Origin of the sequence: Oceanospirillum sediminis (assembly GCF_014164585.1) — a bacterium.
In the GTDB taxonomy this organism is placed as follows: domain Bacteria; phylum Pseudomonadota; class Gammaproteobacteria; order Pseudomonadales; family Halomonadaceae; genus Oceanospirillum; species Oceanospirillum sediminis.
This window is the reverse complement of record NZ_JACJFM010000020.1, coordinates 46,495-59,769: the sequence shown is the minus strand read 5'-3', so window position 1 is coordinate 59,769 and position 13,275 is coordinate 46,495. Positions and strand designations below refer to the sequence as shown.

Annotated in this window: 11 protein-coding genes; 2 read left to right on the top strand and 9 right to left on the bottom strand. The window is 45.7% G+C overall.

Annotation, left to right across the window (positions count from 1 at the left end; translation table 11 throughout):
• Positions 1-141 precede the first annotated feature (141 nt).
• From dinB to H4O21_RS14885, 5 genes are all read right to left on the bottom strand, one after another.
• Positions 142-1,221, bottom strand: coding sequence for a DNA polymerase IV (gene dinB / locus H4O21_RS14905; RefSeq protein WP_182809670.1), 1,080 nt, complete (start codon positions 1,219-1,221; stop codon positions 142-144).
• Between the two features lie 72 nt (positions 1,222-1,293).
• Positions 1,294-2,544, bottom strand: coding sequence for an EAL and HDOD domain-containing protein (locus H4O21_RS14900; protein WP_182809669.1), 1,251 nt, complete (start codon positions 2,542-2,544; stop codon positions 1,294-1,296).
• Positions 2,545-2,737: 193 nt separating this feature from the next.
• A complete protein-coding gene (locus H4O21_RS14895) occupies positions 2,738-3,985 on the bottom strand; it encodes a uracil-xanthine permease family protein (RefSeq protein ID WP_182809668.1) in 1,248 nt (415 codons plus the stop codon).
• Between the two features lie 14 nt (positions 3,986-3,999).
• Positions 4,000-4,629 carry a uracil phosphoribosyltransferase gene (upp, locus tag H4O21_RS14890; RefSeq protein WP_182809667.1) on the bottom strand — a complete coding sequence of 210 codons (630 nt, stop codon included), beginning with the start codon at positions 4,627-4,629 and terminating at the stop codon, positions 4,000-4,002.
• A gap of 128 nt (positions 4,630-4,757) precedes the next feature.
• Positions 4,758-5,093 carry a hypothetical protein gene (locus H4O21_RS14885; protein WP_182809666.1) on the bottom strand — a complete coding sequence of 112 codons (336 nt, stop codon included), beginning with the start codon at positions 5,091-5,093 and terminating at the stop codon, positions 4,758-4,760.
• A 358-nt stretch (positions 5,094-5,451) separates the two neighbouring features.
• Between H4O21_RS14885 and H4O21_RS14880 the strand changes: the two genes are divergently transcribed.
• Together H4O21_RS14880 and H4O21_RS14875 are read left to right on the top strand one after the other, a co-directional pair.
• Positions 5,452-7,146, top strand: a complete 1,695-nt coding sequence (locus tag H4O21_RS14880; RefSeq protein WP_220495677.1) for a FapA family protein — start codon at positions 5,452-5,454, stop codon at positions 7,144-7,146.
• Between the two features lie 366 nt (positions 7,147-7,512).
• Positions 7,513-9,195 carry a PAS domain S-box protein gene (locus H4O21_RS14875; protein ID WP_182809664.1) on the top strand — a complete coding sequence of 561 codons (1,683 nt, stop codon included), beginning with the start codon at positions 7,513-7,515 and terminating at the stop codon, positions 9,193-9,195.
• On the opposite strand, the gene H4O21_RS14870 is transcribed toward H4O21_RS14875, so the two are convergent.
• The 4 genes from H4O21_RS14870 to H4O21_RS14855 all read right to left on the bottom strand — a co-directional run bounded on the left by H4O21_RS14870 (position 9,196) and on the right by H4O21_RS14855 (position 13,256).
• Positions 9,196-9,510, bottom strand: coding sequence for a hypothetical protein (locus tag H4O21_RS14870; protein WP_182809663.1), 315 nt, complete (start codon positions 9,508-9,510; stop codon positions 9,196-9,198). It lies immediately after the preceding gene.
• A 114-nt stretch (positions 9,511-9,624) separates the two neighbouring features.
• Positions 9,625-10,398: a TatD family hydrolase gene (locus H4O21_RS14865; protein ID WP_182809662.1), complete on the bottom strand. Its 774-nt coding sequence runs from the start codon at positions 10,396-10,398 to the stop codon at positions 9,625-9,627.
• Positions 10,399-10,674: 276 nt separating this feature from the next.
• Positions 10,675-12,252, bottom strand: a complete 1,578-nt coding sequence (locus tag H4O21_RS14860; protein WP_182809661.1) for a peptide chain release factor 3 — start codon at positions 12,250-12,252, stop codon at positions 10,675-10,677.
• Between the two features lie 293 nt (positions 12,253-12,545).
• Positions 12,546-13,256 carry a TetR/AcrR family transcriptional regulator gene (locus H4O21_RS14855; RefSeq protein WP_255487319.1) on the bottom strand — a complete coding sequence of 237 codons (711 nt, stop codon included), beginning with the start codon at positions 13,254-13,256 and terminating at the stop codon, positions 12,546-12,548.
• Positions 13,257-13,275 lie beyond the last annotated feature (19 nt).

The window sequence follows — 13,275 nt, the reverse complement described above, 5'->3', positions numbered from 1 at the left end:
ATCATCTGTTCTGATACAAACAATACAAATCAAACACTTCTGACTGATATACATGCCTGAATGGCAATATTTTCGTATCTTTCGGATTACAACGACAGAATACGGCAGTCTGGAACAAGACGATTATTTCAGACACTTACATCAGAAAAGGCTGAGTTGCTGTACCGAATAACCCTCATCCTGCAGACGAAAACCGGTACCCAATAAACGAATATCAGATGGACCTCTCTGTAAAGCATCTCGCAATAAGGATTGAAAAAGTTCACTATTTCCCAAAGATGCCAGTATATCCTTCATACAGCTGTCAGAAATACTATGATCCACGGTAGTCACAGAAAAGTCGGCAAATCTGACCTTAAGAAAAAAACCTCTCACTCTTCTGCTCGCATAGGGGCTGGCCCGTGCAATCAACTCCGGCAACAACTGATTATTGATAACCTGTATCATCTCATCCGGATGCTTCAGATTACAGGCAAATGTTCTTTCTACACTTATAGACTTACGGATTCGCTCAGTGGTTACCTCCCGGTAATCAATCCCCCGACAGCGTTCATACAAAGTCCCGCCGGACTTTCCAAACCAGCCTGTCAGCTCTGATAAAGATACTGCCTGTAATTGACCGCAGTTCTCAATCCCTCTTACAGCCAGCTTTTCAGCTGTTACTGCCCCTACTCCGGGTATCTTTCTGACAGCAAGATCAGGCATAAAGCCGTTAATATCCTCTGGATGAATAACAAATAGACCATCAGGCTTTTGCCAGTCAGAGGCCACTTTGGCCAGGAATTTATTCACGGAGATACCCACGGAGATAGTAATACCGGTTTGACTCACGACCTCTTGCTTCAGCCTCTGTGCAATTCGGGTTGCACTACCCTGGAACAGTTCACACTGGCTGACATCCAGATAAGCCTCATCAATTGATACCACTTCGACCCGGTCTGTCAGCTGAAAAAAAATCTCACGGATAACTGCCGCCGTTTCTTTATAAACGGGCATTCTGGAAGGACACAGAATTAACTGAGGGCATAACCGTAAAGCCTGAGCGGTAGGCATCGCAGAGCGTACTCCCCAGGCTCTGGCTGCATAATTACAGGTTGAAATAACCCCCCTTTTATCTGCTGCGCCCCCAACAGCAACAGGCTTATCTTTTAAATCCGGGTTATCTCTCATCTCGACTGCAGCAAAAAAACAATCGCAATCAGCATGAATAATTTTGCGCATAAAAAAACCGACCAGCACTGTATATAGATACAATACTAATCGGTTTTATCAAAAAGATCCCGGATTTAAATCTCAGGTTGTCGCCAATCCGACAACCTCATCAGCCCATGCCATAGAATCAACATAACATGCTGCCAACATCTCTTTATCAAAACCAGCATTCTGAACATACCCCCAATCAGCCCTCTCATAGGCTTCAACCACTTTCAGCACCCTCCCCGGAGCACCTTCAAAATGCAGTAATGCCTGCTCAATACTGTCATGAAGTGGTAAGTCTTCCAGAATAGACATCAGATCTCTGTTAAAGAAAGCATCCAGCATAGATAACAGGCCGACAGTAAAATAGGTCTCTTTTGTTTCATAGCCACTTTTAACAGCAATACATTCACACATTCGTGCACGCAGTAATGCGATAGGCATCAGTGTTGGACCACGACGGCTTGAACCAGCCAGCACCATCATACTGACCAGAGAACGTAACTGATCAAACCCCAATAGCACAATAGCCTGACGCAGGCTTTCTATGTTTTTCGACAACGCAAACTGAGCGGAATTAATATACCTGAGAATACGATAATACAGCTGCGGATCTCTGGATATTTGTTGTTCAATTTCAGCGACATCCGGCTCTGCCTGGTGCAGCATTGCTAATAGCTGCGTCAGCACTAACTTACTATCCGATTTAGGCTGATCCTTCATTGTTTCAGGCTTAGACAAAAAATATCCCTGAAACAACCTGAAGCCCATCGCTTTACACGCTTCAAACTCCTCCCAGGTTTCAACCTTTTCAGCCAGCAAAGTGATATCAGGCAAACGGCTCAGTATCTCAACACGCTTTTTCAGCACCTCTACAGAACAGGCCATAACATCCAGCTTGATAATATCAGCATAAGGCAGGAAAGCCCGCGTTTCCTGAGTCAGGGCAAAGTCATCCAGGGCAATTTTATATCCTCTGGAGCGAAGCGCCTTTAATGCAGACAGCATTTCCGGTGTTGGCTTAATATCCTCCAGCACCTCAAGCACAACTCTGTCTGCCGGTTCAGGTAGCATGTCTCCTTTCAGCAACAACTCATCTGTCATATTGATAAAGACAGGGTGCTGCCCGGCCAGACGATCAATACCAATATCCATAAATGCGATAGTCAGAACCCGCGCCGTCGCTTCATGAGGACTGCTGACAAAGGCCTCAGATGTCGACGCATTATTTCTGTATAGCAGTTCATATGCTGACAAATTTAAATCCTCGTCACAGATTATCTGACGAGCAATACAGTAGCTTTCCTGGCTGAGTGCAACCTCCGGTGTATCCTGATCTGTTCCCATATATCACATCCTCAGGTCACGATTCATCTTATTATCAGTCAACTTATCTTTTATTAAATAAAGACGATTTTCAGAAAAACACAAACATACAAAAAAAACACTATTTAAAGTCAACAAACAATACAAGCATAAAAAACCCCGCAATGCACGGGCAATTACGGGGTCTTACGCATACTAAAGAAGACAAACAATATCAGTCAGCTTCGCGATGCTCAGGCAGAATCAGATTAAGAGCAATACCCAGAATGGCACATAAACTCACCCCTTGCAGGCTGAATTCACCACCACCGATATACATACCACCAATACCAAATACCAGAATCAGGGCCACAATACTCAGATTACGCGGTACTGTCAGATCTTCACCAGATTTAACCAGTGTATTCATGCCCACAACGGCAATAGAACCGAATAACAGAGTCATGATACCGCCCATAACGGGTGTCGGAATGGTCTGCAGGACAGCCCCCATTTTACCGATAAAAGCCAGTAGTACAGCAAATACTGCAGCCCAGGTCATTACCCTGGGGTTGAAGTTACGAGTCAGCATCACCGCTCCTGTTACTTCAGAGTACGTCGTATTAGGCGGGCCACCGAATAATGCAGCTGATGACGTCGCCAGGCCATCACCCAGCAGGGTACGGTGCAGACCTGGTTTTTTCAGATAATCCTTCGCAGTCACCTGAGAAATCGCCACCATATCACCAACATGCTCAATAGCCGGTGCAATAGCAACCGGAATCATGAACAGAATAGCCTGCCAGTGAAACTCCGGCATAGTGAAAGCTGGAACAGCAAACCATGCTGCGTCACTAACCGGAGTAAAGTTTACCAGCCCCAGCATCAATGACAGAATATAGCCTGCAAGAACACCGGCAAGGATAGGGATTAACCGGAACATACCTCTGGAAAATACCGCTACAATCAGAGTAACCACCAGAGAAAACATCGAAACTATAATAGCTTTATCGTAGGCCACCAGTTCAGCAGCACCATCTCCGGTTTTACCCATTGCCAGATTAACAGCAACAGGTGCCAGAGCCAGACCAATCACCATAATGACCGGCCCGATAACGATGGGCGGTAATATACGATGCAGAATGCCAGTACCTTTAACACGCACCAGAGCACTCAGTGCGATATAAGCAAGACCAGCAGCCATCAGGCCACCCATCGTAGCCGGAATCCCCCAGGCTTGAACACTGGCAATAATCGGTGCAATAAAAGCAAAAGAAGATGCCAGAAATACCGGTACCTGACCACGCGTTACTAATTGGAATAGCAGAGTACCAGCACCTGCTGTAAATAGAGCAACATTCGGATCAAGCCCCGTCAGCAAAGGCACCAGCACCAGAGCACCAAATGCCACAAATAGCATCTGAGCCCCGGTCAGAATGGTTTTTGGCGATGTTGCAGCACCGAATTCATTTTCAGTTGTCATAACAATGATCCTGATTACAGTGTCCCGAAGATTTTATCACCCGCATCGCCCAACCCGGGGATAATATAGCCCTTTTCATTCAGACACTGGTCCTGAGAGGCAGTAAAAATCTCAATATCAGGATGCGCAGCCAGTGTTTTTTCAACTCCCTCAGGAGCCGCCACCAGAACAATAACTTTAATGTCTTTACAGCCTGCTTTTTTCAGCATATCAATTGTAGCGATCATAGAGCCACCAGTAGCCAGCATAGGATCAATGACCAGGCTGATACGCTCGTCAATATTGCCTACCAGCTTTTCAAAATAAGGCACAGGCTCCAGTGTTTCTTCGTTACGCTGCAAACCCACAACACTGACTTTGGCACTGGGGATCAATTTCATAACCCCGTCCATCATACCCAGACCTGCACGCAGGATAGGCACAACTGTAATTTTTTTACCTTTGATTTTTTCTACAGTGATATCAGAACCATCCCAGCCTTTGATAACGGTCTGCTCCAGTTCAAGGCTCTTGGTTGCTTCGTACGTTAGCAGGGTGCCCACTTCAGAAGCCAGTTCACGGAAACTTTTTGTGCTGATGCCTGCTTTACGCATCAGGCCCAGTTTATGTTGAACCAGAGGATGGTCGATTACGTGGATTGTCATGGAGACCCTCAAAATCAGAATATCGAAAAAATAATTAGCACTTGCACCCAACAATCAGTCGTGGCGGGTGCAAAGGCGTTAATTATGCGATAGTCTTATATCTGAAGGTATACTCTGAAGGAAAAAAATCAGGAATTTTTCTGATTGGCCACTTTTCGGTTGGCAGAATAAATATGGTCTTTATAAACCAGGCTCTTATTCTGATTGACAGTCCGGTCTTCAGAAAGACGAATGATAGCCGATTCCAGTCGGGCTTTTCGCAGCTGAGTTTTCAGATCCAGCCCCTGCCATGCATTACCAGGTAAAGGGGGCAGCTCCAGCTCTTTTCTGTCGCTTTCCATCATGGTGCCTTTATCCAGAATGACATTCAGAAGATTACGTTTACCTGTAACCAGCTCTGAAAGCAGTACTATACCCAGCAAGCGCTTTAAACGTTTTGCTCGAATTTTCGGCGAATCAGTCATCAGAAAACCTTTACAACCTCGGCATTAGCGTTACTCACATGGCAGTGCACCATACGGGAAAAAAGAGTAACAGATAATAACCTGAATTAAGTCAGTTGCCTACGACCATAACGCATTAATATTCAGATATTAATAGAATTTCTTATGATGCCAATCAGGCACATATACACTCAACAATATACTGTAAATACATTTTTATATTTCTGGACGCAGGTCTCAGAATAGAAAAAAAATACTGAAAGTACCTGTTTAAGCTGGTTCAGCCTGCCGATATATGATCAGCTTGCCTAAGAACTGCGTTTTTCTTATCAAGCAGCGGAATACGACTATGGTTTCACCTGATAAAGAAAACAAACATATGGACATTACAGAAGAATTACAGAACACCAATGTTCATCAGGACGAAGATCAGGCACAGCCAGACACCGGCCTTGAATATATTCTTAATGAGGCAGGTACTCGCGTTATAGCCAGATACCAACCAACTCAGCAGATGCTTAACCTGACAGCTGACGACATAAGTCAGCAGGTTAAGGAAGCCGGGTTTCCTCCTGAAGATTTCCCTCTGTTTGAAGACAGGGTACGGGATCTGGTCATTGGTATACGACAGAGAAAAAGCTTTGAAATCGAACTGGGCGGCCCTGTGGATGCGAACATCAGTATTCACCTGTCTATGGATGAGACTCTGGCTTCTGTTCAGATCACGCCTCCTATGGGCAAAGGCTTACCTGCCTCAAGAGAAGCATTTGATACCGAATTGCAAAAAAACAGAATTCGCATCGGTATTAACGAAGAACTGATCAATGAAATATTTGCTGACGGGCCGGTATTAAATATTACTGAGGCCTGCTGCTATCTGATAGCTCATGGAAAAAAAGCTATTGATGGCAAAGATTCCGACTTTATTCCTCTGGTAGAACAGGTATCAGAACGCCGCCCCAGAATTCTGAAAGACTCTCAGAATAAAGCAGATTACAAAGAGCTGGGAGAATTCCCGGTCTATCCGGAAGAAACCCGCGTATTTCGTTTAACGGAACCCGTTGCTGGTATTGATGGCATGACCGTTACCGGCAAACCAATCCGGGCCTATCATGGCAAAGAATTGAAGCTGAAGATGGACAAAACAGTTCGCCCGGATTATGAAGATCGCAGGGTTTATGTCTCAACAGTCAAAGGCATGCCGGTCTTTACCGAAAAAGGCGTCCATATCGAAAATGTACTGCAGGTAGACGAGGTCAGTCTGGCTACTGGCAACGTGCGTTATGATGGCAGCATTCAAGTCAAAAAAGGGGTCAATCCAGGCATGCTGGTCGAAGCAAGCGGAGACATCAGAGTTGGCGGTCTGGTGGACAGCTGCACAGTCACTGCTGGCGGAAACATCGAAGTGAAAGGAGGAATTATGGGGCAAAAATCCCCTGACCTCAAAGCTGAAGCTCCTACTAAAGAAAATGCAGTGGTGCGGGCCAAAGGTAATATTCAGGCTCGCTTTATCCAGGATGCCTGGGTGGAGAGTAACGGCAGTATTTCAGCACAGAAGCTGATTATGCATAGCCGGATCTGGGCGGAAAACTCGATAAAACTTGCCGCATCAGGGCAGTTTGTCGGCGGTCATGCGATTGCCGGAGAGTATATCGAAGGTGGCCAGCTGGGTGTCCCGGCCTCTGTTCCAACACTTCTGGAAGTTGGGCCTCTGGATCATGCTCGGGATGAAATGTCGAAAATTCAGCAAAAAATCAAAGACGGCTTTGAACAAGCCAGACAACTGAAGCAACTTATCCATCGAATCAGGGAAGAACACCGACGGGTATCACCTGAGAAAAAAGAACAGATTCTTAAAGCACGGGATACAATTAAAAATGCACTAAAAGCTCTGGAGCATCGCAGACAGGAGCTTGAAGAGACAATACAAACCCGCAAAAAAGCCAGAGTAAAAGCGCTGAAAAAGGCCTACTCAGGGTGTAATATCACTATTGCCGATGTTGGTCGCCAGATAAAAGATGATTTTGGGAAAACCATCTTTTACCTTGATGCCGGAGAGATAAAAATCCGGTAGGTATAAGAAACCGAGGACAATCAGGCTGCAGAAAGGGACGACAACAGGAAAACCCTCTGTGCAGCCTTATTTTTCGCTCCAGCCATCAGAGCACTTAAACCATTTTGCTATCAACTTCTCGATAAGTAATATTTTCTGCTATATAACTAAAAATATCGTCTAATTTCTGAGAAATTGACATATTTATGAAATTAACCGCCATTCAAATGTAACATTATGTATTTTATTTGATTTACCCTTAAGGAGCAGACAGTTAAACGTAGAGCAATTTAAAAATAAATGCAGAATACCTTTTATCTCTTTTCACGCCTGGATGAGGTATTTCATTTGCACGCACCATTGCACACCAACAGCTCCGGAAGCACAGTGGACGCGCGTCTGTTTACCCGTCTAATCGCAAAGCCTTACACAACCCTTTCTATTGTGGTTGTCGTAATGACTCTGAGTCACCTGATCTACCCTCCTCATCTGTCTATGTACGGACCTATGCTGACAGGTATCAGTATACTGACAGCACTTTTATTGCTTAATCAATGCTATCTGAGAAAGCAAAAACGAAAAGCAGAACAGGATAGCCAGTGGTTTAATCTGGTGCTGAATCATGTTGCTGAAACGGTTATTACCGTTGATGCCAAAGGAAATATTCTCTATATCAGCCCCGCCATCAAACAACTCTGCGGCTACCTGCCTGAAGAACTGAAAGGTCATTCCTTATTACAGATCGTGCCAGAGCATCTGGCAGATAAGCATCTGAAAGGATTCCAGAAAATTCTGGAACAACCACTACCACCAGGCCAGCTGGCTCGTGTTGAGACTCGGGTAAAGCATAAAAGTGGTTATGATGTTGATATTGAACTGAGCTTCCAGGAAACCCATTATCAGTCACAACGGGTATTTGTTGGTGTACTGAAAAATATAAGAAACCAAAAAGCCCGCCAGGCTGCAGAAGCTGAACGTCAGAAGCTGGCCCTTGCCGTTCATAACAGCCCTTCTGGCGTCATGATCACTGATAGTGAAGGGTTGATTGAATATGCCAACCCTAAGCTACTTAAGATGACAGGCTTTGATCATGATGAAGTACTGGGTCAGACACCACGCATCTTCAGCTCAGGTGAAAAAAGTCAGGCAGACTACAAAAAAATGTGGCAAAGCCTGCTCTCAGGTAATAGCTGGTATGATGAATTCAGGAACAAACGCAAAGATGGCAGCCATTACTGGGTAGTTGCCTCTATCGCTCCCATGTATAACGAATTCGGCAAACTCACCCACTTTGTCTCCGTTCAGGAAGATATTACCTCAATTAAACAAGCTAATCAGGCTATGGCGGATGCCAAAAACCTGGCTGAACAGGCTCTTCAGGCCCGTTCAGAATTCCTGTCGAATATGAACCATGAACTCAGAACACCGCTGAATGCTATTATCGGTTTTGCACAGCTACTGGAGTCAGACCCTGACACTCCATTAAATACGGAACAGATGGAATACACAGAACAGATTATCAGTAGCGGTCGACACCTGCTGGGGCTGATTAATGAAGTACTGGAGCTGGCCAGAATAGAATCAGGCCGTTATCAGCTTACTCCGGTTAATACCAATGCCCTGTCTGTTACCCGGGAAAGTATCGCAATGGTTCAGCACATGTCTGAACAACACAATGTTCATATGGAGCTTTTAATTCCCGAACAACGTCTGCCACTGGTTTATGCTGATCCGGGCAAACTGAAGCAGATCCTGCTCAACCTGTTATCTAACGCAATTAAATACAACCGTCCGAATGGCAAGGTCACAGTTGCTATACACGGGTCTGGTGAAGATAAAGTGCGTATAGCCATTCAGGACACCGGAATAGGTATTCCCGAAAACCTGCATGACCAGGTGTTCCAGTCCTTTAATCGCTTGCATGCGGAAGAGATGGATATTGAAGGCACAGGGATAGGCCTGGCATTAAGTAAAAACCTGGCAGAACTTATGGAAGGTAGCATAGGATTTAACAGTACTGAAGAACAGGGCAGTACCTTCTGGGTAGAGCTGCCCTTAGCAAGAGGCTGATCAACAGCCTCGAAGACCGATTTGAGTCGCAATCCAGATCATAAATCCGGTAAAAGCAGTCCCGACAAGAAACATGATCAACCACTGAGCAGGAGAGAACAGCGTCGCAACTGTTTTCTTCTCCACCGGATCATCAGACTGCCACTTTGAGCGCTCAATTTCCTGAGTGGCTTCAAGCAGCAGCTTCACCTCAGGGGAAGCCCGCTCAATCAGATACTCTGCAGCATCAATCCAGTTCGGATTGCGCTTACCCACTTTAAGCGCCCGGATAGCCGATGCTGAAGATTGAAACTCAACTTTTGAACGCGTAGTCATCTACTTACCTCTTATATCTCAAGCAGAGACGCAACTTACCTTCCGAACCCCGGAGTAGCAAGCACTGATGTCTTATTTCTTTTCAGTAAACCGTTAACAGAAACGTTAACGTCATCAGACATCAGAGTTGAATAAATTCAGAACATTACCTGTCGTGACTCTGGCAATTGTTTCGCGGCTTTCACTACGCAACTGAACCAGTTTGTCCAGAACAACAGCAATCTGCGCCGGGGTATTGCGCTGTCCTCTGATATCAGAAGGAGGCATATCCGGGCTATCGGTCTCCAGCGCCAGGGATTCCAGAGGCAGCTGAGCAAACATCGCTCGTTTTTTATCTGATTTCGGCCAGGTGATCACGCCCCCTACTCCAAGTAAAAATCCTTGTCTAATATACTGCTTTGCCTGAGGCAGACTACCTGAGTAACCATGTACAATACCTTTGACCTCCGGAAATTCTTTCAGTAATGCAATAACCTGCTCATGCGCTTTTACCACATGAAGAATGACCGGCAACTGGTATCTATCAGCCAGTTCAAGTTGAGCACGGAACAGACTCAGTTGAGTGGTTTTATCTGTTTTGCGGGAAAAATCCAGCCCGACCTCCCCAACAGCAACCACTCGCTCCCGATATTGCTGCAAATACTGATCAAGTATTTGCAGGTCATCTTCCCGATGCTCTTCAAGAAAGAAAGGATGCAAACCTAATGCCGGGTATAGCTGAACACCACAAATCTCTCCATGCAGATACAAAACCCTTTTCCAGTGCCGGGCACTGATTCCGGGAACAACAATTTTTCTGACATCACAGGCCACAGCAGCGCGTAGCACTTCTGCTCTGTCATGATGAAAGTCTTCAAAATCGAGATGGCAATGACTATCAATCAGCATACAGGTTTCCTTTTGTCCGGCACTTTCGGCTCTTTTTTATAAGCATGGCAGAAAAGCCTTTGTAAACTCAAACAAAAGCCTTGTTAATTAACCATTAATCCAGGAGGCAGATAAAATACAGCCAGAGAAAAGTACAACAGGGTGATAGAAGGTCAGGTTTCAGATACAGAATGGGCGGTATTGCGGGTCGTCGTATGATTCATCTCAACAAGAAAACGGCTGCTATCAGTGATAAACAGCCGTTTCAGAAAGCCTGTTAAGCCTTAGGCGACGCAATTAGTGCTCGCGGGTTGCGCGGAATACAACTTCCGGGAAACGCTCCTGAGCCAGACTCAGATTAACACGGGTCGGCGCCAGATAAGTTAACAAACCCGAACCGTCCAGCCCCAGATTATCTCCGTTTTTACGACGGAACTCATCCAGCTTTTTGTCATCATCACATTCAACCCAGCGTGCAGTCTGCACATTCACTGGCTCATACATACAGTCCACTTTGTATTCATCCTTAAGACGGAACACCACCACCTCAAACTGCAGCTGACCTACAGCCCCCAGTACCAGATCATTGTTATTCAACGGCATAAATAACTGCACCGCCCCTTCTTCGGACAGCTGCTGCAGACCTTTTTGCAACTGCTTTACTTTCAAAGGATCCTTAGGACGAACCCGGCGGAACATCTCAGGGGCAAAGTGAGGAATACCAGTAAATTTCAGCGCTTCACCTTCAGTGAAGGTATCCCCAATCTGAATTGTACCGTGATTATGCAGACCGATAATATCACCAGACCAGGCCTCTTCAACGTTCTCACGATCACCGGCCAGGAAGGTTACCGCATCCGCAATCTTTACATCTTTATTGATGCGTACATGCTTCATTTTCATGCCACGGGTATAACTACCGGAACAGACACGCATAAAGGCAATACGGTCACGGTGTTTCGGGTCCATATTGGCCTGAATCTTAAAGATAAAGCCAGAGAACTTATCTTCATCCGGCTCAACAGTACGCGTCTGAGTACTACGGGCAATTGGTGAAGGCGCCCATTCGACAAAGTCATTCAGCATTTCACGCACGCCGAAGTTGGCAAGAGCAGTACCAAAAAACACCGGTGTCAGCTTACCCGCAAGGAATGCTTCACTGTCAAATTTATAAGTGGCGTCACGGGCCAGTTCCATCTCCTCGACAAAATCATCGTACATATCTCCAATCAGCTCACGGGCTTCATCGCTATCCAGTCCCTGAATACGAATATCATCCTGCAGAGTATGTCCCATACCAGACTGGAACACATGGAGGGTATCGGTATACAGGTTGTATACGCCTTTAAAATCCTGCCCCATGCCAATAGGCCAGTTAATCGGTGCAGCCTGAATTTTCAGAACTTCTTCGATCTCATCCAGCAGCTCAATCGGATCACGAATATCGCGGTCCAGCTTGTTCACAAATGAAAAGATCGGTGTATCTCGCAGACGACAGACGTCCATCAGCTTGATAGTACGGTCTTCCACACCCTTTGCACCATCCACGACCATCAGTGCAGAATCCACAGCGGTCAGTGTACGGTAGGTGTCTTCCGAGAAGTCCTCGTGTCCCGGAGTATCAAGCAAGTTCACCATGCGGTCATTGTATGGAAACTGCATCACAGATGAGGTGATCGAAATACCACGCTCCTGTTCCATACTCATCCAGTCTGAAGTGGCATGACGGTCACTTTTTTTACCTTTAACCGTCCCGGCAGTCTGAATCAGATTTCCCAACAGCAATAGTTTTTCAGTAATGGTGGTTTTACCCGCATCCGGGTGAGAGATAATAGCGAACGTACGACGCTTAGTGACTTCTGACTGGATAGACATGAACAAAATCTTCTGGTTTGCTGAAAACAGGAAGGCCGGTGCGGAGCCATCATTTTGCGAGCTGATATTATTAAGTCGCAGTCTCTCGGAAATCCGGCCTGAAATTGGCGGCTATTTTCGCCGATCCGGCAACGATAAACAATCGGTAACTCACAACTCTTAAATTAACCCGTGATATAACCCGGAAAAGTCGATTCTGTCATTATTATCTGACCCAGCCAGGAGAAGATTTTTTAACGATCACTCACTCCATCGCCTTATCATAACCTTATCCTTTTGAGACAACCGTCTGATTATCGGAGAGAACCAGGATCATCCGCTTCCGATTGCATCAGGTGTCTTTCCAGCAAGCTGCACAGCATAAATTTAAGGTCAGCCAGAGTACGCCTTGCGCGCTCGCCCTTCTGATGAACTGCAACCAGAAAGATACTGTGGCTGGTTTCCAGGTAAACCCTTCCCAGACGTTCACGCTCCTTCAGATGTCGTTTAATACCCATACGTTTAAAAAGAGCAGCCATGTGTGATATCACCATATCATCATGCTGAATATCCAGCTCTTTCAACTCAGGCACAGAGAACATCGCCTGAACCAGCATCAGTACCGCTTTCTGGCGTTTATATACCTTCAGATTTAACTGCAGCATCTGGTCCAGCAAAACCTCAAGTTCCATCTCTTCAACAGGCAGAGCTGACATATCACTCATGACCTGTTTAATATCATCCAGCCAGCGCTGAGCCATTGCGTAAAGGATCGCGTGTTTATTGGGGAAATAGTGATACAAAGAGCCAACGGATATACCCACCTCCCTGGCGATCAGAATAGTACTCAGGTCATCCAGACCGACCTTTTCCAGCAACTCTCCGGTTACATCAAGAATTTCTTTAGAACGTTTTTTTGATCGTCCCTGCACAGGTGCCGTTCTTGGGCTTAGATCCTGTTTCTTGCGCTTTCTCTGTACGCCTGCCGAAGTGTTTTTTGTCTGCTCTTTATCCTGCATCAACATCCAATCCGAAAGCCTTAAA